24 protein-coding genes and 1 pseudogene are annotated in these 20,506 nt (G+C 70.5%); 8 read left to right on the forward strand and 17 right to left on the reverse strand.

Features of this window, described 5'->3' with window-relative positions; all coding sequences use genetic code 11:
- The first annotated feature begins 389 nt into the window (after nt 1-389).
- Genes hemE through ACWDKQ_RS04680 form a run of 5 tightly spaced genes read left to right on the forward strand, consistent with a single transcriptional unit; the run spans nt 390 to nt 4,310 of the window.
- Nucleotides 390-1,481 (forward strand): uroporphyrinogen decarboxylase, encoded by a 1,092-nt coding sequence (gene hemE / locus ACWDKQ_RS04660; protein WP_450137385.1) that lies wholly within the window; start codon nt 390-392, stop codon nt 1,479-1,481.
- A complete protein-coding gene (gene hemG / locus ACWDKQ_RS04665; RefSeq protein WP_450137386.1) occupies nt 1,481-2,917 on the forward strand; it encodes a protoporphyrinogen oxidase in 1,437 nt (478 codons plus the stop codon). Before hemE ends, hemG begins: the two co-directional genes overlap by 1 nt.
- Nucleotides 2,918-2,921: 4 nt before the next feature.
- Nucleotides 2,922-3,617 carry a hydrogen peroxide-dependent heme synthase gene (gene hemQ, locus ACWDKQ_RS04670; protein ID WP_450137387.1) on the forward strand — a complete coding sequence of 232 codons (696 nt, stop codon included), beginning with the start codon at nt 2,922-2,924 and terminating at the stop codon, nt 3,615-3,617.
- A gap of 58 nt (nt 3,618-3,675) precedes the next feature.
- Complete coding sequence (locus ACWDKQ_RS04675) at nt 3,676-3,912, forward strand: FitA-like ribbon-helix-helix domain-containing protein (protein ID WP_450137388.1); 237 nt, start codon at nt 3,676-3,678, stop codon at nt 3,910-3,912.
- Nucleotides 3,909-4,310 (forward strand): PIN domain-containing protein, encoded by a 402-nt coding sequence (locus ACWDKQ_RS04680; RefSeq protein WP_450137389.1) that lies wholly within the window; start codon nt 3,909-3,911, stop codon nt 4,308-4,310. The genes ACWDKQ_RS04675 and ACWDKQ_RS04680 overlap by 4 nt, the downstream gene beginning before the upstream one ends.
- 3 nt (nt 4,311-4,313) lie before the next feature.
- Here ACWDKQ_RS04680 and msrB read toward each other — a convergent pair whose 3' ends face one another.
- From msrB to ACWDKQ_RS04700, 4 genes are all read right to left on the reverse strand, one after another.
- Nucleotides 4,314-4,733, reverse strand: a complete 420-nt coding sequence (gene msrB / locus ACWDKQ_RS04685; RefSeq protein WP_450137390.1) for a peptide-methionine (R)-S-oxide reductase MsrB — start codon at nt 4,731-4,733, stop codon at nt 4,314-4,316.
- Nucleotides 4,734-4,778: 45 nt separating this feature from the next.
- Nucleotides 4,779-5,858: a winged helix DNA-binding domain-containing protein gene (locus ACWDKQ_RS04690; protein ID WP_450137391.1), complete on the reverse strand. Its 1,080-nt coding sequence runs from the start codon at nt 5,856-5,858 to the stop codon at nt 4,779-4,781.
- Nucleotides 5,859-5,909: 51 nt separating this feature from the next.
- A complete protein-coding gene (locus tag ACWDKQ_RS04695; protein ID WP_450137392.1) occupies nt 5,910-6,209 on the reverse strand; it encodes a hypothetical protein in 300 nt (99 codons plus the stop codon).
- Between the two features lie 811 nt (nt 6,210-7,020).
- On the reverse strand, nt 7,021-8,580 hold the full coding sequence (locus ACWDKQ_RS04700; protein ID WP_450137393.1) for an alpha/beta hydrolase: 1,560 nt from the start codon (nt 8,578-8,580) through the stop codon (nt 7,021-7,023).
- 176 nt (nt 8,581-8,756) lie between these two features.
- Between ACWDKQ_RS04700 and ACWDKQ_RS04705 the strand changes: the two genes are divergently transcribed.
- A complete protein-coding gene (locus tag ACWDKQ_RS04705) occupies nt 8,757-9,692 on the forward strand; it encodes an EamA family transporter (protein ID WP_450137394.1) in 936 nt (311 codons plus the stop codon).
- 131 nt (nt 9,693-9,823) lie between these two features.
- Here ACWDKQ_RS04705 and ACWDKQ_RS04710 read toward each other — a convergent pair.
- The 12 genes and pseudogenes from ACWDKQ_RS04710 to ACWDKQ_RS04765 all read right to left on the reverse strand — a co-directional run.
- A pseudogene (locus tag ACWDKQ_RS04710) lies at nt 9,824-10,042 on the reverse strand (ketopantoate reductase C-terminal domain-containing protein); the annotation flags it as partial.
- 233 nt (nt 10,043-10,275) lie between these two features.
- Nucleotides 10,276-11,394 carry an ATP-dependent DNA ligase gene (locus tag ACWDKQ_RS04715; protein WP_450137476.1) on the reverse strand — a complete coding sequence of 373 codons (1,119 nt, stop codon included), beginning with the start codon at nt 11,392-11,394 and terminating at the stop codon, nt 10,276-10,278.
- Between the two features lie 450 nt (nt 11,395-11,844).
- Nucleotides 11,845-12,456: an alkaline shock response membrane anchor protein AmaP gene (gene amaP / locus ACWDKQ_RS04720; RefSeq protein WP_450137395.1), complete on the reverse strand. Its 612-nt coding sequence runs from the start codon at nt 12,454-12,456 to the stop codon at nt 11,845-11,847.
- Nucleotides 12,453-12,989 carry a DUF6286 domain-containing protein gene (locus ACWDKQ_RS04725; RefSeq protein WP_450137396.1) on the reverse strand — a complete coding sequence of 179 codons (537 nt, stop codon included), beginning with the start codon at nt 12,987-12,989 and terminating at the stop codon, nt 12,453-12,455. The genes amaP and ACWDKQ_RS04725 overlap by 4 nt, the downstream gene beginning before the upstream one ends.
- A 3-nt stretch (nt 12,990-12,992) precedes the next feature.
- Entirely contained in the window at nt 12,993-13,388 is a 396-nt protein-coding gene (locus tag ACWDKQ_RS04730; RefSeq protein WP_450137397.1) for an Asp23/Gls24 family envelope stress response protein, read from the reverse strand.
- Complete coding sequence (locus tag ACWDKQ_RS04735) at nt 13,385-13,570, reverse strand: hypothetical protein (RefSeq protein ID WP_450137398.1); 186 nt, start codon at nt 13,568-13,570, stop codon at nt 13,385-13,387. Before ACWDKQ_RS04735 ends, ACWDKQ_RS04730 begins: the two co-directional genes overlap by 4 nt.
- Before the next feature lie 35 nt (nt 13,571-13,605).
- Nucleotides 13,606-13,857: a hypothetical protein gene (locus tag ACWDKQ_RS04740; protein ID WP_450137399.1), complete on the reverse strand. Its 252-nt coding sequence runs from the start codon at nt 13,855-13,857 to the stop codon at nt 13,606-13,608.
- The gene (locus ACWDKQ_RS04745; protein WP_450137400.1) at nt 13,857-14,159 is read right to left on the reverse strand and encodes a hypothetical protein; all 303 of its coding nucleotides are present in this window, start codon (nt 14,157-14,159) and stop codon (nt 13,857-13,859) included. The genes ACWDKQ_RS04740 and ACWDKQ_RS04745 overlap by 1 nt, the downstream gene beginning before the upstream one ends.
- 87 nt (nt 14,160-14,246) lie before the next feature.
- Nucleotides 14,247-14,759 (reverse strand): Asp23/Gls24 family envelope stress response protein, encoded by a 513-nt coding sequence (locus ACWDKQ_RS04750; RefSeq protein ID WP_450137401.1) that lies wholly within the window; start codon nt 14,757-14,759, stop codon nt 14,247-14,249.
- Nucleotides 14,760-14,887: 128 nt separating this feature from the next.
- Nucleotides 14,888-15,445 (reverse strand): hypothetical protein, encoded by a 558-nt coding sequence (locus ACWDKQ_RS04755; RefSeq protein ID WP_450137402.1) that lies wholly within the window; start codon nt 15,443-15,445, stop codon nt 14,888-14,890.
- Nucleotides 15,438-15,995: an RNA polymerase sigma factor gene (locus ACWDKQ_RS04760; RefSeq protein ID WP_450137403.1), complete on the reverse strand. Its 558-nt coding sequence runs from the start codon at nt 15,993-15,995 to the stop codon at nt 15,438-15,440. Before ACWDKQ_RS04760 ends, ACWDKQ_RS04755 begins: the two co-directional genes overlap by 8 nt.
- Nucleotides 15,992-16,744 (reverse strand): pyrimidine reductase family protein, encoded by a 753-nt coding sequence (locus ACWDKQ_RS04765; RefSeq protein WP_450137404.1) that lies wholly within the window; start codon nt 16,742-16,744, stop codon nt 15,992-15,994. The genes ACWDKQ_RS04760 and ACWDKQ_RS04765 overlap by 4 nt, the downstream gene beginning before the upstream one ends.
- A gap of 94 nt (nt 16,745-16,838) precedes the next feature.
- Between ACWDKQ_RS04765 and zapE the strand changes: the two genes are divergently transcribed.
- Nucleotides 16,839-17,864, forward strand: a complete 1,026-nt coding sequence (gene zapE / locus ACWDKQ_RS04770; RefSeq protein WP_450137405.1) for a cell division protein ZapE — start codon at nt 16,839-16,841, stop codon at nt 17,862-17,864.
- Nucleotides 17,865-18,016: 152 nt separating this feature from the next.
- Here zapE and rocD read toward each other — a convergent pair whose 3' ends face one another.
- Nucleotides 18,017-19,255, reverse strand: a complete 1,239-nt coding sequence (gene rocD / locus ACWDKQ_RS04775) for an ornithine--oxo-acid transaminase (protein ID WP_450137406.1) — start codon at nt 19,253-19,255, stop codon at nt 18,017-18,019.
- A gap of 173 nt (nt 19,256-19,428) precedes the next feature.
- Here rocD and ACWDKQ_RS04780 point away from each other — a divergent pair, with 173 nt between their 5' ends.
- Complete coding sequence (locus tag ACWDKQ_RS04780; RefSeq protein WP_450137407.1) at nt 19,429-20,484, forward strand: lactonase family protein; 1,056 nt, start codon at nt 19,429-19,431, stop codon at nt 20,482-20,484.
- Nucleotides 20,485-20,506: the final 22 nt, after the last annotated feature.

Raw genomic sequence — 20,506 nt, forward strand, 5'->3', positions numbered from 1 at the left:
CACCGTCAGCAGATCACCTTTGATCATGTGGATACCTGCACGGGCCGTGTTGCGTGGTTGGCTGACGCAACGGTGCCCGGCCGGTGGTGCGGTAGATGCGGCGATCGTGGTGGAGGGCTGCACCGTTGGCGGTTCGTGGCCGAGGAGTTGGCCGCGGTCGGTGTCGAGGTGCATCTGGCTTTCTCGGTCCCGCCGGCCATCGCCGGTATGTGGCGTCCGTGGCCGGGTCGAGGTCGTTCGGAATTCGGGGGGCGAGGGCGCACCAGCGGCCGACGGCAGGCTCTCGGCCAGGGGCGGGAGGCAGGCGTGCGAAGATTGCGGCGCAAGCCCGGCCGGCCCGCCGCGGCGCCGTCCCGGGGACACCGATCGACGTACGGACAGCGACCTCGATGACGAATTCCGCGAACTCCGCGCCGGTTTCGGCCCGCCGGGACCTCGCCGACGCCCCCTTGCTCGTCGCCGCTCGCGGCGGTACCCCCCGGCACACCCCGGTCTGGTTCATGCGGCAGGCGGGGCGTTCGCTGCCGGAGTACCGCAGGGTCCGCGAGGGTGTGCCGATGCTGCAGGCGTGCCTGACCCCGGAGCTGGTCACCGAGATCACGCTGCAGCCGGTGCGGCGGCACGGAGTGGACGCCGCGATCCTGTTCAGCGACATCGTGCTGCCGCTTTACGCGGCTGGCATCGGCCTGGACATCGTCGCGGGCACCGGGCCGGTCGTGTCAAACCCGGTGCGCACCGCCGCCGACGTCGCCGCGCTGCCGAGGCTGAACCCGTCGCAGGTCGCGCCGGTGGCCGACGCGGTCGGACTGCTGGTGCGCGAACTGGGGGAGACGCCGCTGATCGGGTTCGCCGGTGCCCCGTTCACCCTTGCCTCCTACCTGGTGGAGGGTGGCCCGAGCCGCAACCACGAGCGCACCAAGGCGCTGATGCACTCCGACCCGCAGACCTGGCACGCGCTGCTGGAGCGGCTGGCCGACACGACGCTGGAGTTCCTAAAGGTTCAGTTGGCGGCCGGGGTCGATGCGATCCAGCTCTTCGACTCCTGGGCTGGGGCCCTTTCGCTGCGCGACTACCGCGAGTTCGTGCTGCCGCACAGCCGACGAATCTTCGCCGGCATCGCGGAGATCGCGGACGTGCCGAAGATCCACTTCGGGGTCGGCACCGGCGAGCTGCTCGGCGCGATGCGCTCCGTCGGCGCCGACGTGGTCGGCGTGGACTGGCGGGTGCCGCTGGATGAGGCGGCGAACCGGCTGCGGGCGGCGGAGCCGGACGCGGCCGAGCCAGTGGTGCAGGGCAACCTCGACCCGGCGGTGCTGTTCGCCGGGTGGGACGCGGTCGAGCGCGAGGTGCACCGGATCCTCGGCGAAGGCAAGGCCGTCGGCGGGCACATCTTCAACCTCGGTCACGGGGTGCTCCCCACCACCGACCCCGCGGTGCTCACCCGGGTCGTCGAGCTGGTACACGCCGCGAGCCAGCAGTGATGGCGTACCGGGTCGCAGTCGTCGGAGGCGGGATCGCTGGCCTCACCGCCGCCTACCGGCTTCGCCGCGAGCTGGGGCCGGACGCTGAAATCGTGCTGCTGGAGCAGGATGACCGGCTCGGCGGCAAGCTCCGCACGGTCGAGCTGGCCGGTTGCCGCTACGACGTCGGGGCGGAGGCCTTCCTCGACCGGCGCCCGGAAGTCCGGCAGCTCGCGGAGCAGCTCGGCGTGCCCGATGAGATCGTGCACCCGGGTGAGGTCTGCGCGACGGTGCGCGTCGGCCGCCGGACCTGCCGGTTGCCCGATGGGACCGTGATGGGCATCCCGGCTTCGGCGGACGCGGTGCAGGGCGTGCTTTCCCCAGCGGGGGTGGCCGCGGTCCGAGCGGAGGCGGACCTGCCGCCGGTTCGGCTCGGCGGCGCCGACATCTCGGTCGGCGAGCTGCTGAGATGGCGGGTCGGCGACGAGGTCGTCGACCGCCTCGTCGAGCCGCTGCTGGGCGGCGTCTACGCGTGCAGTGCGGACTTGCTCGGCTTGCGGGCGACAATTCCGGCACTGGCCGCCGCGCTCGACGCCGGAGCGGAGTCGATCACCGCGGCCGCGGCCTCGGCACTGCCCTCGCCGAAACCGGAAGACTCGCCGAAACCACCGGTGTTCGGTGCGTTCCGCTACGGCTACCGGGAGCTGATCGACCGGCTGCTGATCGCCGCCGACGCCCAGGTGCGGCTGGGGTTCCCGGTGCGGCAGCTGGCCCGGACGGATTCCGGCTGGCGCCTGGAGATCGGGGCCGCGCTCAGCCCCGAGTTCCTGGATGTCGACGCCGCGGTGCTCGCAGTGCCCGTACCGGCTGCCCGCAAGCTGCTCGACGACGCCGCTCCGGCCGCAGCGGCGAAGCTGGCGGAGGTGGAGCTGTCGTCTTCGATCGTGGTCGGGCTCGCCCTGCCGCCGGACACGCGGCTGCCCGAGGCCTCAGGGGTGCTGATCGCGCGTGGCGAGCAGCACGCCGACGGGACCCCGTTCACTGCCAAGGCATTCACCTTCTCCAGCAAGAAGTGGCCGCACCTGCGCGGAGCGGACGGCGAGCTGCTCGTGCGCGGCTCGGTCGGCAGGTTCGGCGAGGCCGCGGAGCTCCGCTTGGACGACGCCGAGTTGCTGCGCCGGGTCGCAGCGGACTTCGCGGAGCTGACCGGGACTTCCCCGGTTCCCGTGGACTCCGTGGTGGTGCGTTGGGGCGGCGGCCTGCCGCAGTACGGAGTGGGGCACCTGGACCTCATCGCCGACGTCGAACGCGCCGTGGCGGAGGTGCCGGGGCTGGCGATCGCCGGTGCCGCCTTGCACGGCGTCGGCGTCGCGGCCTGCATCGCCACCGGGACGGCGGCAGCGACCGATATCACGCGGGACCTCCTGCGGGCCGGCCCACGCGAAGTGGGACGATGAGGACATGGCGCGGCTGAACTACAACGAGCTCAACGACACGATCCGCTACACCATGTGGTCGGTCTTCCGAATCGAGCAGGGCACTCTGCCCGAAAACCGGGAGAAGGCCGCGCAGCAGACCCAGGAGTACCTGGATTCGCTGGCAGAGTCAGGTGTCGTGGTCCGCGGCGTCTACGACGTCTCCGGGCTGCGTGCCGACGCGGACTACATGATCTGGTGGCACTCGGAGCGGATCGAGGAAGTGCAGGCGGCCTACACCGGGTTCCGCCGGGAGACTCCGCTGGGGCAGGCGTCCGAACCAGTGTGGAGCAACGTCGCGCTGCACCGTCCTGCGGAGTTCAACAAGAGTCACATCCCGGCCTTCCTGGCGGGCGAGGAGCCGCGCAAGTACATCTGCGTGTACCCGTTCGTTCGCTCCTACGAGTGGTATCTGCTGCCGGACGACGAGCGCCGCACGATGCTGGCCGACCACGGCAAGGAAGCCCGGGACTACCCAGACGTCCGGGCGAACACGGTGGCCTCTTTCGCGCTGGGCGACTACGAGTGGATCCTGGCCTTCGAGGCGGACGAGCTGCACCGGATCGTTGATCTGATGCGCCACCTGCGCGGCACCGAGGCACGCCTCCACGTCCGCGAGGAGATCCCGTTCTACACCGGTCACCGGGTCGACGTCCCAGACCTGGTGACCCGCCTCCCCTGACCGGGTACGAGGCAGCGGAATCAGCGCGATAATAGCGCTTTTGCGCTATTATCGCGCCATGGCGACCATTCAGATCCGGGACATCCCGGAAGAGGCGTACGAGACGATCCGCAAACGAGCACGATCCGCTGGGATGTCGCTGCAGGCGTACATGCGCGAAGAAGTCGTGCGCATGGCGTCGCGCCGGACGAAAGAAGAAGCACTGGCGGCAGTCGAGGCAGCACTTGCTCACGATCGCGGCGCCGGAGTGACTGTCGAGAGCATCCTCGCGGCAAAGGATGCTGATCGGCGTTGAGCGAATTCGTCGTTGACGCCTCGACCCTCATGTTGGCAACCACAGTCGTGTCGGACGGGGCCCGTCAGCTGCGCCGTCGGCTGCTGCGGAGCGAGTGCCACGCGCCGCACCTCGTCGACGCAGAGGTCGGGCACGTGCTTAGAAGACAAGAGTTGGGCGGGCAGATCGAGGCAGAAGCCGCGACGACTGCGCTCCTCGCGATGAAGCACTTGGTCGACCACCGCTATCCCCACGTAGGTCCGCTCAGCCAAGCCGCGTGGGAGTTGCGTGGTTCGGTCACGTTCTATGACGCGCTCTACGCGGCGCTAGCGGCTGGCCTGGACGTGCCGCTCCTGACAGCCGACGCGAGGCTGTCCCGCGCTCCGAAGCTCCCGTGCAAGGTTGAAGTGATCGTGTGATCGTCACTCCGCCGGGACGAGGCGGACAGCGATCGAGTTGATGCAATACCGCTGGTCGGTAGGGGTGCCGTAACCCTCGCCCTCGAACAGGTGGCCGAGGTGGCCGTGGCAAGAGGCGCACAGGACCTCAGTGCGGACCATGCCCAGCGATCGGTCCTCGCGGAGGATCACCGCGTCGCTGCCGGTCGGGTCGAAGAACGACGGCCAGCCGCAGTGCGATTCGAACTTGGTGTCGCTGCGGAACAATTCCGCCCCGCAGCCGCGGCACTCGTAGACCCCGACCGTCTTGGTGTCGACGTACTCGCCCTGCCAGGCCGGCTCGGTGGCGGCTTGGCGCAGCACCGCGTACTCGTTCGGGCTGAGCTGTTCCCGCCACTCCTGCTCGGTTTTGGTGACCTTCGGGGTTCCCGGGACCGGATCCATGCCTCCACGCTAATCCGTCCGAAGATCGACTGCACAGGTGCGGTGTCAGATCGAGTCGAACGCCACCACCGCCGATTTCGCGTCGCGGGTCGCGGCCAACTGCTCGGCTTCGGCGTCCACTTCGGTGCGCGTGGCGCCGGTCAGCGGGTGGAAGCCCAGCACGTCCACCATAAGTTTGGTGCCCGCTTTCTTGGCCCGCCAGGTGCCGACGATCTCGCCGTCGACGAGCAACGCCCCGGGGGAGCTGACCGCCCGCCAAAGCGCCTTGCGGTGTTCGGGGTCGGGCACCAGCTGCGCGCGGTCCCGCGCTTGCAGGAACGGGTCGCCGGTCGGCAGCAGCCGAACGCCGCGTGGCGACGGCGGTGAGGCGAGTGCGGCGGTGGCTTCCGGCACGAACCACGAGCGCTTGCCGTCGACCGCGACCTCGACAAGGTCCGTCGGCCAGACCGGCCGCAGCACTGCGGCGCTGGTGCCGAGGAACGCGGCGATGTCGGCGGTCGAGCCTGGCCCGAGCAGGCGCAGGCAGTCCCGGATCAGCACGTCCAAGCGCGCGGTCTGCTGAGGGACGCGCCACTGCGGGGCTGCTGTGATCCGCAGCCGCCCGGATTGGCGGACGAGCCGGATGCCGGCGGCCAGCCCGGTTTGCAGGTACAGCGAGTAGAAGACGTGGGTCGAACCGCAGGCCCGGCACCACGCCGAGGCCTCCGGGACGTCGCGGGTCACGGCTGCGCTCAGCGAACCCCGATCCGTCGGTTCGAGGGAGTGCTCGCGCATCGCCGCGACCGTCTTGCCGAACACGGCGAGCGGGGCGTCGACCGACTTCATGATCGGCATTCGGGCCACCACGTCCGCGTCGGACATCGGATAGAGCCGCCCGGCCAGGTCAGGGAGGTCCGCGGCGCGGTGCAGGTGCGCGCTGCCGCGCACCGACCAGCCGAGGGCCAGCGAGTCGGGGAGTTCGGCTTCGGGCACTCTCGTGCGCACCGACTGCAGGGCAGATCCTGCCGGGCTGTCCTGCACGCCGAGCGGCAGTACGGCGAGCTCCTCGGCGCCGGTTGCGGAGCGGTCCAGCTGCTGCACGGCGTGCCGGTAGGCCAGGACGCGTTCTCGGTCGATCTCGATCACCACGCCTCGATTCGGGGTAACGGCGCGAGCATGCCCCAAGCCCCCGACAGATCAGCCGAGGAAGGTGCTGAACACGAACAAGAACGCGTTCCAGACCGTGAACAGCACTCCGAACAGGATCAGTACGACCACCACGACTGCCACCAACCGGCGATGGCCGTCCGCCCGATTCACGCTCTGCGCGAAGTCGTCCACGCCGCGCAGCATGCCCTCCACGGTGGCCTCGGAGTTCGGCCGCTGCATCCGGTCGCGGTGCGCGGCGAAGGCCTGCACCTCCGGATCGTCCGGGTCGAGCCCGTGCAGATCCTTCTCGAGGCGCTCGATCTCCTCATCTCGGTCGCCACGTTCCACGGCCCCACGGTAGCGCCAGGTGCCCGTGACCTGTCGCCAGTGCGCGAAGACCGGCTGAGCTCTGGCGGTCCAACGGGTGAGGGGAGCTGACGTGCGTGACCGCTGGCGAGGGTGACAACCTCGACAGGGTGATGAATCCGTTGATCGGCATCGGATTCTGACAGGTGACCGAGCTCGTGGCCGCACATGGTTCCTCCTGATCGAGGGAATTGCTGCTCTCCGCTGAAAACGCGCCGAGATCCCGGGTCGTGAGCTCGCGGCTCGTGTGATCACTGGACCGAGTGATCGGCGTTTCGAGCGGTCGTCCGAATTCCGGTAGGGGTCCGGGAGCCGTGGTTACAGTCGCCGCGCTCCACTGAGGACCCGGGAGGCGATGACGAGCGTGCCGCCCGCGCAGACCGACGGTCCGTTCCGCCGCCTGGATGCCGGTGATTAGCAGCACGGCCCGGTCGTGCTCGTCGGGCTGTGCCTCCTCGCGCTGAGAAGAGTTGACCTTGTCACCCGTTCGGAGCAGCTGTCGTGCGCATTTCGCATTCAGTTACAGATCGCAATGCCTTCATGTGACCTGTTCAGCTCGTTGGTCGACAAAGGTTCGCTCAGCCAGCGGTGTTCCGTTTGCTCCACCGGCGAGCACCATCGCAACCGTTGGTATTCGCAGAAACGCGGGAGGCGATAATGGTTCGCACCGAAGCTGAGCGTGCTCCACAAGCCCAGGGTGGCTGCAGCTGTTGCGGCAGCTGCAGCGGTCCTTCTTGTGGCTGCTGCTCCAGCTGCGGCTGAGCAGCGAGGTCTGCCCGGGGTGCTTGCGGGATCACCCCGGGCAGACCATGCCATCGGTCGGCACGGTGCCCTCGACCAGGAATCGGCTGACGGCCTCCGTCACGCACGGCGACTTGCCGACGGCGCCGTGCCCAGCCCCCTGCCAGCGCAGCAGCACCCCGGTCGGCATCTGCTCGGCCATGTGATCGCTGCCCATGCCCAGCAGCAGCGGGTCGTTCGCGGTGCTGATCACTGGGATCGGCGGCAGGTCAGGACGGCGCGGCGAGGGCAGCGGCTGCTGCGGCACGGGCCACGACCCGCACCAGATCACGCGCTGCGCGGCGGCACCGCCGAACAGCGGGAACCGGTTCACCCAGTCCAGCGCGAGTTCGCTGCTGCGTTGCGGCGGCACGCGCAACGTCGTGTCGTTGCAGCTGGTAATCAGGTCGCCGTCGAGCCAGGGCGGGTTCACGCCCTGCGGGGCGACCAGCGGAGCACTGATCGCGGCGAGCTTGGTGCCATCGCCGTGGTCGGCGGCGGCCAGCGCCTCGGCCAGGCCGGACCAGGCTGCCCGGTCGGAAAGGCCCAGCAGCATCGCCTGCACCACCCGGCCGCCGCTGACCTGGGCTCCCGGTGCCGGTAGCGGCGTCGCGCGAGTCCGCTCGACGAGATCGCTGACCACCTTCCGCGGATCGGAGCCCAGCGGACAGCCGCGGCCGACGCAGTCGGCGGCGAACGCGTCGAAGGTCTGCTCCGCGCTCTGCGCCTGGGATTCCACTTGGCCGATGGAGTCGCGGGTCGGGTCCGGCGCCCCGTCGAGCACTAGTCGACCGACCGACCCCGGGAAGCGCTCGGCGAACGTTGTCAGTAGCCGCGCCGCCTCACCGCGCCCGATCGCGTGCAGCCGGGGCACGCCCAGTTCGAGACGGAGTTCTTCCAGGTCCGAGGCGGTCCGCCAGGTGTCGTATGCCTGCAGCCGCTCGTCGAGGTCGAGCAGGCACTCCTGACTGGCCTGAAGCACCGATTCGAGTAGCCGGTCCAGCGCGGTGCGGTCGGTGGCGCGCGGGTCGAAGCCAGCGATCGCAGCGCGCTGCGCTGGCGGGACGCAGTCGGCCGGATCGGACTCGCCGGTGCCACGCCGGTCCATCCCGATGATGTCGAAGGTGTTGCGCAGCTCCGGCGGCAGTTGGGTGGCCAGCCGCGCGGCGAAGGTCGTGCCCGGCTCGCCGCCGACGTCACCCAGCACCACCAGCGGGATGTGGCCGGACCCGGCTCTGATCAGCGCGATGCGGGCGGTGCCGCGTTCCGGGGATTCCGGCGCGTCCAGCGTGCTGAGCAGCCGCGCGCAGGAGAACGTCATGTCTACCGGCAGGCCGCCGAGCTCACCGCGGGTCTGCTCGGTGCAGTCCGCCCAGTTCAGCGAGTCGTCGCTGGGCGAGCCCAGCGGCGGGACCGGTGCCGGTTTCGGCGGCTGCGGCGCGGGGACGACCTGGTGCTCGCCGTCGTGGTAGGCGACCGCGGGCCGCTGCGATGGTCCGGCCGAGCAGGCGGCGATCACCAGCAGCAGCAACGGCAGCAGCGCGGCCCCGACCCGGTGAGTGGTGCGCGGCACGGGTGCTCCTCGTCGGCAGGCGCGGTGGTCGCTGGACCGGGCCAGCATTGCACGATCCAGGTGAGGCCCGGGTGAGGGCCCTGACAATCAGGTGACAACCACTGCGGGCCGCGAGATAACGTGCAGCGGGAGGCGGCCGCAGCAGCGGCCGCGATCGTCGGAGGCAGAGGGGCATCGTGCACGTCGCGCAGGTCGGCTCGGGCGCGTCGTCCAACAGGCGACCGCTGTTCAGCGTGGAGAACGTGTCCGCGCGCGCACTCGGGGCGATCCCGCCGCCGCTGCTGGTGCTGGTGGGCGTGATCAGCCTGCAGGTCGGTGCCGCGTTCGCCAAGCAGCTGTTCAGCATGGCCGGGGCGTCCGGGGTGGTCGCGTTGCGGTTGCTGTTCGCCGCAGTAATCCTGCTGGCCGTCTGGCGGCCGTCGCTGCGGATGGACCGCCGGACGTTGGCCGTGGTCGCCGGTTACGGCGCGGTGCTCGCGGGCATGAATGTCTGCATCTACCAGGCGTTCGAGCGGATCCCGCTCGGTGCGGCGGTCACCATCGAGTTCCTCGGCCCGCTGGCGGTGGCGGTGATCGGCTCCCGGCGCAAGCTGGACATCGTCTGGGCGGTGCTGGCCGGGACCGGTGTGGTGCTGCTGGCTCGTGTGGAGGGTGGTCTCGACTGGGGAGGTGTCGCGTTTGCGCTGATGGCGGGTGCGCTGTGGGCGGGTTACATCCTGGTCGGCGCCAAGCTCGGCAGCCGGACCAGCGGCGGGTCGGGGCTGGCCCTGGGCATGGCCTTCGGCGCGCTGGTGGCGGCACCGTTCGGCATCGCCGAGGCCGGGACGGCGCTGCTGCACCCGGCGGTGCTCATCGCCGGGCTGGTGGTGGCGTTGATGTCGTCGGTCGTGCCGTATTCGCTGGAGTTGGAGGCGCTGCGCCGGATGCCGCCGAGGGTGTTCGGCGTGCTGATGAGCCTGGAGCCCGCGGTGGCGGCGCTGGCCGGGCTCCTCGTGCTGGGCGAGGCGCTTGGTGCCTGGCAGTGGGTCGCAGTCGGCTGCGTCGTCGCCGCTTCGGTGGGTTCGGTCGGCACGACGAACGACTCGGGTCCGAAGGACACCGGCGCCAACTGACCCCGGGGCCGGTTTCAGCAGCCACGGCAAGCGCCGCCCGTTTGCGCTGGCGTGGCGCCAGATCCGCCGTTACCCGGGTGACCGCCGATTCTCGCGAAACCGGCACCCAGCTGGGAAACGAGCCGAGGTGATCACGGAGCGTCGCCTTGGGGTGGTTCGCTCGCGTCTCGGATCAGATGGCCGGGAACTGCCATGGGGCGCACGGCGCGCATCAGGGTCAGCAGGGTCTTGTTGAGTGGGACCGGGATGTCGTGCTGCTGCGCCGCTCGGACCAGTGCGCCCGTGATGTGCTCGTGCTCGGTGGGCAAGCCCGCCAACCGGTCGTAGAGCATCGACGTTTCCGTTGGTCGGCGTGAACTTCTCGCAGCCCGCCGCGCTCGCGGCGTCCTGGACCTTGGTCGTCAGCAGGACCCAGTCGAACTCGCCGAGCGTGCCCGGCTCGGTCACCACCGAAACCGGGATCTCCCCGGTGCGGTCCGGGGTTTCCAGCGTCAGCTCTTCGAACGGGGTCCGAACGCACATCGTCACCTGCTGGTGGAATGCGCTGCTTCCGCGAGAACCCCACCGATGCCGCCCGAGCCGATCACCGCGATGCGTTGTCCTGCCACGGGCCAGAAATTACCCGTCGACCCGGGCGTCGACGGTCCACGTCGCCGTACAGCACTGCTTCGAGGTCGTAACGCGTCGGCTCCTCGAGCTGGTCGTAGCCGCAGGATTCGGCGTCGCGGTCGGGGCGCCACCGCACGAACTGCGTGGTGTGCCGGAACCGGCCCGGGTAGGCGCCTTCGGTGTGGTCGTAGGAGACCTCGACGACGCGCTCCGGGCGCAGCGGCACCCACGGCTGCTCGCTGCTGCTCCAGCGGTTGATCGACCCGGGCAGCCGCCGTCCGTCCTCAGCGTCGGGCCCGAGCCACGGGTGATCGCCTTCGGTGATCAGCTCGGCGAGTTCGGTGGCCAGCGCGCGCCGTTGCGCGGCCGGGAAGGCGCCGACGACGCCGACGTGGTGCAGCACGCCCCGATCGTCGTGCAGACCGAGCTGCAGGGACCCCACGGCGGTGCCAGGTTCGGTCTTGGCGTGCCAGCGCAGCCCCGCGACGACGCAGTCCGCGGTTCGCGAGTGCTTGATCTTGAACATGGTCCGCTTGCCCGGCAAGTACTGGCCGCCGGTGGGCTTGGCGATCACGCCGTCCAGCCCGGCGCCCTCGAACACCCGGAACCACTCCGCCGCGGTCTCCGGGTCGTCGGTGACCGGCGTGGTGCGCAGCCCGCCGTGGTCCAGGCCGAGGCCGGCGAGTAGTTCGCGGCGTTCGGTCTGCGGCGCCGACGTGAGGTCCCGGTCGTCGAGCGCGAGCAGGTCGAAAGCGATGAAGGTGGCCGGTGTCTTCTCGGCCAGCATCCGGACCCGGCTGGCGGCCGGGTGGATGCGTTCGCCCAGCGCGTCCCAGTCCAACCGGTCGCCGACGTCGTCGCGCCGGATCACCACGAGCTCGCCGTCCAGCACCGCCGGTCGGTCGAGGTGTTCGGTCACGGTCCGCAGGACTTCGGGGAAGTACCGGTTCAGCGGGCGGCCGGTGCGGGACTGCAGCACCACCGGCTGCTCGGCCTGCGGGTCGGCGAAGACCAGGCACCGGAAGCCGTCCCACTTCGGTTCGAACAGCAGGCCGCCCTGCCGCGAGATGCCGTCTACCGGGCTCGCCAGCATCGGCTTGACCGGTGGTTGCAGTGGAAGCACCGAGTCCTCCTCAGAGCCTTTTTCGCGGAAACGGGCTGCCGCGACGTTCCAGCCTTGCCGATTGCGCAGTATGCCCGTCGCGGAAGCCGAAGGCGCGACGCACTCGACGAGAACTCCAAACCGGTGTGCGCCGGCAACTGCGGGCGTCGTGGATCGGCTCGACCGGCACCGTGTCCGGACCCGACCACTTCGCCTGAGACCGCTTCCACCTGCCGGCCATCGGCCGCCGGGTCCAGGCCGTGATTGCGCGTATGCCGGCGTCGTTGTGCACGGTGACCGAACTGGTGTAGGTCCAGTCGCCGCGGCTGGCTGGGTGTTGGCCACGGCTTCGGCCGCATTAACCGACGTCGTCCGCACCGAAGCAGGGGCCGAAGCGGGAGGCGCGGCCGTCTGGCATCCAAGTCCGGGCCGCCGGAGCGGTCAGTGGACGCGTTGGCGGGGTGCGCGATCCAGCTGCAGGCGGATCGCCGTCGGCAGGGTATCCATGCCCAGCGACTCCCGGGCGCGCGAAAGCACCTTCTCGTCGAGTTCTTCCCAAACGTGGCGCACGTTGGTGCCTTCCTGCAACGACAACGTCAGCCGAAGCGCCGGGCGCTGCAAGCTGCCCGACATCCGCACCCGCGCCCGCTTGACGCCGGTGACCCGCTCTGCGTCGGCGCGCACGGCTTCGGTGAGCGCCGCGCTGGTCACCGTCAGGTCGCCCTTGCCGCGCTCCAGCCGCAGGTCCGGTCGCGCTTCCGGGCGCAGCGCCCGGAAGACCCACCACAGTCCGAGCACTAACAGCAGGATGCCGAGCACGATCGCGACCGCTGTCGCCAGCAGCCCGTGATCCCGCAGCCATTGCACCAGGATCGGGTCGGCGAGCGGGCGCTGTGCTCGGAAGGAGCCCAGCCAACCGGTGCCGACCAGGAGCGCGAGGACGCCGACGACCAGCGCGAACGAACCGATGGCCGCTGCTGTAGCGCGCTCGAAGGCCAGTCCGCGAGCGACCGGTGTCGTGCTCGGCTTGATCTCCCGCTTGGTCTCGGTCATCGCCGCTCCTTCGGTGTTGCCACCGACACCAGGACCTTCGGGATGGTGCGCAGCGGCAGGTCCTGCACGGCGTGTTCGGCTGTCTCGGTCAGCCGACCCCGCAGGTCGCCGGATTCGCGGAACTGCGCGGTCGCCCTCACCTGGACCCGTTTCGCCCCGGCGGTGACCGAGGCGCCCGCGACCCCGTCCTGGTCGCGCACCTGGTGCCCGACCAACCGGGCCAGCGAGCGCCGGTCGGTGGTCACGGTGACCTCCGGCGCGGGGTCGTGCAGCCGGATGTCCTTGCGCCCCGCGTTGATCGCGACGAGCACCAGCAGCAGGCCCACCACTGCGACCACTGCCGCGGTGGCGAGCACCGGCGGGTCGTGCCAGGACAGCGAGCTCAGTCCAAAGTGGACGCGTTGCCAGGGGACGATGAGGCCGCCGGTGCCGGGCCCCAGCAGAAACCACACCGCCTCGATCGCGAGCAGCGCCCCGGCGACCGCGACGGCCAGGCCGAGCAGCGTGGTGATCAGGCGTACCAACAGGCGCATGGCTCACTCCACCCGCGGCGGTGCGTCCGCGGGAACAAGGGCGGACACGGTCACGTCGACGGTGCGGACCCGGAAACCGGTGATGCGCTGCAATTCCGATCCCACCCGCTCACGCATCGACGCCACTATCCCGCGCACCGGCGCGGGATAGTGCAACGCGACCTCCAGCCGGATCCGCAAGGCGTCGTCCGGGCCGGACACCTGCGCCGTGGCGCCGTGCTGGCCCAGCCCGACCCCGGCGATTCGGCGGGGCGTCCGGGCGCTACCGGGATCCTGGTCGGCGGCGTGCTCGGCGATCTTGCGCACCACGGTACGGCCGATGTGCAGCCGGCCTCGCTCGGCGGTGTCCCCGCCGCGGCCGGTGTCCTCGGCCGCCGCCTGCTCGGGGGTGGCCGTCACCGGTCCCGACCCCGACCCCGACCCAGGATGTCGCCGATCTCCAGTTCCCCGTCCAGGACCCGACCGATCACCAGGCCGATGACACCGACCACCAGTGCGATCAGGAACCCGGTGAAGCCGCCGACCGCGCCGGCGGTGCCGAGGATGAGGCCGGCGAGCAAGCCGGTCTGCGTCGCATTCATGGGTGGACCTCCTGCTGAGGAACTGACTTGGAAACTCACCGGACTCGCGGGGGCCGCTTCCGGCGCGCCCACCGCGCGCGGATCCGGTGCACCAGCCCGCGAATCCCGCGCGGCCGGTACACCACGACCACCGGCGCGTCGTAGCGGTCGCACGGACGGCGGTCCCGGAGTTCGGCCAGCCCGGCGGCGAAGAGCTCCGGGTCGCCCCCGACGTCCGGGTGGTTGGCCCGGACGAACGCGCGGATAGCCGCCCGCGCGGTGGCCGGATCGTGCTGCACAGCCCCCATCATGCGCTTCCCGCCGGTTCGTCGGTGGTGATCACGTCGGAGACGGTGATGTCCACCGGGACCTCGTCGAGCAGTTCGGCCAGGGCGCTGCGGATCTCGTCGAGAATCTCCGGCAGCGGCCTCTCCAGGCGCAGCACCACGCCGATCTCCGCGGCACCCCCCTCTGGCAACCGGACCCCAACGACCTTGCTGCCAGGCAGGTACGACGCGATCTCGCCGAACTGCCCGCCGTGCAACCGCACCACCGAGGGGTGGGCGAGCACCCGCTCGGCCAGTTCGCCGGCGGAAACCTGCTCCGGCATGTCGAAATCGTCCTCCACGGAAAGCGGGTGGTCTGGCGGCGTCCGAAATCGCGGACGCCGCGCCGAACATCATCTACCCGGCGGCGGTCATTCGACGCGGGAGGTGGCGTGCTGACCGGCCTCCTCGCCGTCCTCGTCGGGCAGGTGGATGTCGTTGACCGCGATGTTGACCTCGATGACCTCCAGCCCGGTCATCCGCTCCACCCCGGTGATCACGTTGCGGCGCACCGCCCGCGCGAGGTCCACGATGGACGCGCCGTACTCCACGATGATGTCCAGGTCCACCGCGGCCTGCTTCTCGCCGACCTCCACCTGCACCCCGGAGGTGGAGGAAGTTCCGCTACCGCCCGGGATCCGGTCCCGGATGGCGCCGAAGGCACGGGAGACACCGCCGCCCATCGCGTAGACGCCGGAGATCTCGCGAGCCGCGATGCCGGCGATCTTCTGCACCACGGACGCGGCGATGGTGGTCTTGCCCTGGGAGGTTTCGTCGGCTAGGCGGGCGGGCGCGTTGCCGGCCCGGGTCTCCGGGATGCGCCGAGTATCGGTGCTCCGCTCGGTGGCCTGCGTGTCCTGTGGGGTTCCGCTGTTCTGGGCCATGGAAATTCAGCTCCTTCACGGTTCGCCGACGCCGGCCGGCTCGGTGGGGCTCGGTACCAGGTTTGATGCGCGTTCCCGGCTTGATCTTCCGAGGTTGTGCGCCACATCACCCATTGTGGTCACCCGATTCACGGCGGCGCGATGTCGACCACGCGAACCCACACGGCCGGGGTGCCCGCGCCGAGCGCCTCCTGCAGAGCGGCGGTCAGCTCCTGGTGGATCGCCTCGACCAGTTCCGGGGCGGGCAGCGGATAGCGGATCGTCAGATCCACCCGCACCTCGTCGACGTCGCCGACGCAGCCGCGCAGGTGCACCCCGGGGCGCTTGGCGAGGAGTTCCAGGCACAACCGCCGCGTCAGCAGCACCACCGCCTGCTGGGCGATCCGCAGCCTGCCGCCCTCCTGTTCGAGCTCGACCGGAACCGCGCCGCGGCCGCCCCCCACCCCGCGCACCGTCGTCAGGGTACGCTCCACCAGCCCGTGCGGCGGCTCGATCGGCAGGCTCGCGGTGCGTCGCACCTGCGCCCAGTCGGAGTCCAGCTCGGCGAGTTCGGCCTGGCAGAACCGGCAGGTCGGGATGTGCTCGGAGAGCTCCACCGGCGCGCTGTCGGCGAGGAAGTCCAGCAGCATGCCATCGGTGCGGCCGCAGGGCAGGACCCGGTCCGGGTCGAAGGAGGGGTCAGCCATCGCGCATCTCCTTCAGTCTCGCGAGCAGCGTCACCCGCGCCCGGTGCAGCCGGGACCGGAGGGCGGTCACCGGCACGTCGAGCATCTCGGCGATCTCCTCGTAGCGCATGCCCTCCAACTCGCGCAGCACCAGCGGGATGCGCTGCGAAGGTTCGAGCGTCGCGATCGCGCAGTGCACGCGGGCCACCTCCTCGGTGCGGAGCGCATGGCCCTCGGGACCGAGGGCGGCGCCGTCGGAGATCAAATCGTCGGTCGGCTCCAGTGGGACGGTGGGCCTGCGGCGACGCAGGCTGGCGAGGGCCGCGTTGGTGACCACCCGGTACAGCCAGGTGGTCGGCGCCGACTCACCGCGGAACCGGTCCAGCGACCGCCACGCCGACACCCACGCTTCCTGGACGGCGTCTTCGGCCTCGGCGGAATCCCCGAGGATCCGGTACGCGACCCGGTACATCTTGGTGGTGTGGCGGCGGACCAGTGCGTCGAACGCCGTCGCTTCGCCGCGTTGGGCGGCAGCAACGAGGGCCTCGTCCGAACTGGTCCCAACTGTCACGGCCGCATTCTCGCGTAACGGAGCAGGAGCAGCGATTCCGCGTGCAGTGCGGACCGCAGCTGCATCTGCCGGGGTGCGGCGACGCCGCCACCCGCCGCGATGCGGCCCGCGTCGCCGCTGGCCAGCAGGGGTGACAGGGTCAGGCACAGCTCATCGACGAGATCCTCGTCGATGAGGTTGCCGAACAGCGTCGGGCCGCCTTCGCAGCCGATTCGGCGTAGCCCCCGCGCGTCCAGCGCGTCCAGCGCCGCCCGCAGGTCCACCCGCTCGTCGCCGGTGACGACGACGTCGGCGCCTGCGTCGGTGAGCGCGGAGCGGCGCGCCTGCGGCGCGGCGTCGCAGGTGAGCACGATCGGCGGAACCAGGGTGTCGGTGAGCAGCGGCGAGTTGGCCGGAAGCGACGCGCGTGCGGTGACCAGCGCGATTGGCGGCACCTCGGTTAGCCCGCGCCGCTGCCGCCGCTCGGCCCGCACCTCGGTGCGTTTGACCCCGCGATAGCCCTCGACCATCGCCGTGCCGACGCCGACCAGCACCACGTCGGAGAGGTCCCGGATCAGCCCGAGAACTCGCTGGTCGATCGGCGCGGACAGCCCGCGAGAGCTGCCCTGGACGGTCACCGCGCCGTCCAGGCTGGAGACGAAGTTCACCCGCACCCAGGGCCGTTCCGGCTGCTCCGGGTAGGAGTAGAACTCCTCCAGTTGGTCGTCCACCTGTTGCGCGCCGTCGACCGGCCAGAGCTTGTCCACCACCAGGCAATCCCACCACGCGCGCCCGCCCGGCGGGTGAGCAGGAGCACGCGACCGCACGGCCGGAAGGAACCGTGTTCGGTTATAAGGTCGGCGTATGAGTTCTCCCCGTCTGGTCGACCGCCGTCCCGAGATGACCCCGGACGAGCTTGTCCAGGCGATGACGCCGCCGCCCATGTTCGACGCGGTGCGCTTCGACACCTACATCCCGAACCCGGACGAGCCGAGCCAGGAGCAGGCGGTGCGGGACTGCTCGGCCTTCGCCGACCGGATCAACGCAGCGGTCGGCGGCGGGTCCTGGCTGCGCGGGGTGTTCGGCCGGAGGAAGAACGACGACGTCAAGCGGGGGCTCTACCTGGACGGCGGCTTCGGTGTCGGCAAGACGCACCTGCTCGCGTCGCTGTGGCACGCCACCGAGGGGCAGAAGTCCTACGGCACGTTCGTCGAGGTCACCAGCCTGGTGGGGGTGCTCGGCTTCGCCGAAACCGTCGAGCGGCTCTCGAAGCACCGGCTGCTGGCCATCGACGAGTTCGAGCTGGACGACCCGGGTGACACGATGCTGGTAACCCAGCTGATCGCGAAGCTCACCGACGCGGGCGTGCACGTCGCCGCGACCTCCAACACGCTGCCCGACAAGCTGGGCGAAGGCCGGTTCGCCGCGGCGGATTTCCTGCGCGAGATCCACGCGATGTCCGCGCGGTTCGGCGTGGTGCGAGTCGACGGCCCGGACTACCGGCACCGCGGGTTGCCGGACGCGCCGCAGCCGATGAGCGAGGACGAGCTCATCCGGCTCGCGGAGGCCACCGACGGTTCGACGCTCGACGACTTCGACGAGCTCTGCGACTACCTGGCCGGGTTGCACGCCTCGAAGTACGGCCGCCTGGTCGACGGGATCACCGCGGTGCACCTCAGCGGCGTGCACGCGGCGTCGGACCAGGACGTGGCGTTGCGGCTGGTGGCGCTCGCCGACCGGCTCTACGACCGGGCCATCCCGGTGCGGGTCTCCGGTGAAGCGCTGACGGCGTTGTTCACCGACGAGATGCTGCACGGCGGCTACCGGAAGAAGTATCTCCGCGCGATCAGCCGCCTGACGGCGCTCTCCCGCGACCTCGCCAAGTCCTGACCGGGAGGGGGCGAACGGACCGTTCGCCCCCTCCAATGGGACGAACGGTCCATTCGCTCCCGTGACGGCGGCACCGCTGTTGGCGGCGAACGGACCGTTCACCTCCGCTTGATGGGACACCACGGATGCTCCCTTCAGATGTCGCTCGCGGGTCAGCGGGTGAGGACCGCTTCGATCGCGTCGAGGCCCGTGTCCAGCTCTTCCCGGGTGATCACCAGCGGTGGGGCGATGCGCAGCGTCGTGTCTTGCGTTTCCTTGCACAGCACACCGCGCTCGGCTAGCGCCTCGCTCGCCTGGCGGCCCGTCGGCCCGCCTGCGGCGAGCGCCACGCCGGCCCACAGGCCGCGCCCTCGCACCTCGACCGCTCCGCGGCCGACGAGCTCGCCGAGGCGCGCGTGCAGGCGCGCTCCCAGGTCGCGCGAGCGCTCCTGGAACTCGCCGGTGCTCAGCAGGCGCACCACGGCTCGGCCGACCGCGCAGGCCAGCGGGTTGCCGCCGAAGGTGGAGCCGTGCTGGCCGGGTTGCAGCACGCCGATCACGTCGTCGCGACCGACCACTGCGGACACCGGCATGATGCCGCCGCCGAGCGCTTTGCCGAGGGTGTAGAGGTCGGCGCGGATGCCGTCGTGCTCGCTGGCCAGCAGCTCGCCGGTGCGGGCGAGTCCGGATTGGATCTCGTCGGCGATGAGCAGCACGTCGTTGTCGTCGCAGAGCCTGCGCAGCCGGGGCAGGTAGTCGGCGGGCGGCACGATCACGCCAGCTTCGCCCTGGATGGGTTCGACCAGGACGGCGGAGGTGCGTTCGGTGATCGCGGCCTCGACCGCGGCGGCGTCGCCGTATCCGGTGACGACGAATCCCGGTGTGTACGGGCCGAATTCGTCGTGCGCGACCGGGTCGGTGGAGAACGACACGATGGTGGTCGTGCGACCGTGGAAGTTAGACCCCGCCACGATGATCTCGGCCTGGTTCTCCGGCACGCCCTTGACCACGTAGGCCCACTTTCGGGCGATCTTGATGGCGGATTCGACGGCCTCCGCGCCGGAGTTCATCGGCAGCACCCGATCGGTGCCGGTGAGTTCGGCGAGTTCGCGGCAGAACAGTCCGAGCTGGTCGTGGTGGAAGGCGCGGCTGGTGAGCGTGACGCGGCCGAGCTGCTCGGTGGCGGCGGCGACCAGGTCCGGGTGGCGGTGCCCGAAGTTCAACGCCGAGTACCCGGCCAGGAAGTCCAGGTAGTGCCGTCCGTCCACATCGGTCATCCAGGCGCCGGATGCCTCGGCGATCACGACGGGCAGCGGGTGGTAGTTGTGCGCGCTGTACTGCTCGTCGAGCTCCCTGAACCGGGCGGCCTGCGACGAGGCTTCGAGGTGCGACGGAACGACAGTCATGGCCATAAGGTTATGCCGGAGATGGCGCAGATTTCAGCCGCGAGACATTGCTTGAAGCATGGATCTGTTGCGTCATCTATCTCTATTTCGGCGCTTCGTTGTCTCGGCGGGGGAGGCTGGTCGCCTCTTGACATCATGGACCCGGTGAGTGTTCCGCGGACTGGGAAGGCGAGGCGCTGATGCCGGACAACGGTGAGTACCGGATCTACCTGGGCGCGTACACGAGCGCGGGATCGGCGGCCGACGGGATTCGGTTGGCGATCGCCGACGCCGACGGCGCTTTGCTGTGCACCGAGAGCGTCGCCGAGGCCGCCGACCCCTCGTTCCTCGCAATGGCACCCGATGGGGCGACGCTGTTCGCGGTGAGCGAGCTGCGGCAAGGCCGGGTCATCGCCTTCAAGGTGCACGAGGACGGCACGCTCACCGAAATCAACTCGCAGCCGTCGCTGGGTGCCGCGCCGTGCCACCTGAGCGTGCACCCGTCCGGAAAATACCTGCTGACCGCGAACTACCAGTCCGGGAACCTGGTGGTGCATCCGATCGCTGACGGCGGCGTACTGCGCGAGCCGTGCCACGTGGTGCAGCACAGCGGGAGCGGACCGAACCCGCAGCGCCAGGAGGGCCCGCACACGCACCAGGCGTTGCCCGACCCGTCCGGCCGCCACGTGCTCGCGGTGGACCTGGGCACCGACTCCGTCTACGTCTACGACTTCGATGCGGACAGCGGACACCTGGCGCTCAGGCACGAAATTCCGCTGCGGGCGGGCGCCGGGCCGCGGCACCTGGCGTTCCACCCGGACGGCGAGCGGGCCTATGTGATCAACGAGCTGGCGTCCTCGATCACCGAGTTCGGCTACGACGCGGACACCGGGGTGCTGGAGCCGGGCCGGACGCTGTCGACGCTGCCGCCGGACTACGGGCGGCCGAACTTGGCGGCCGAGATCGTGGTGACGCCCGACGGCCGTTTCGTGTTCGGGTCGAACCGGGGGTACGACAGCATCGCGGTGTTCCGCGCGGACTCCAGCGACGGGGAGTTCCGGCTGGTCGACATCCGCCCGGCGGTGGTGGCCGAACCCCGCCACATCGCGCTGTCGCCGGACGGCCGGGTGCTGTTCGCCGCGGGCCAGCGCAGCAACGACGTGCAGGCGTTCGACATCGCGGACAACGGCGACCTGACCTCGCTGCGTGAACCGGTCCCGACCCCGACCCCGGTCTGCATCCTCCCGGTGGTGTGACTGACTGACAGGACGCAGGATT

This window comes from Saccharopolyspora sp. NPDC000995, from assembly GCF_053599315.1.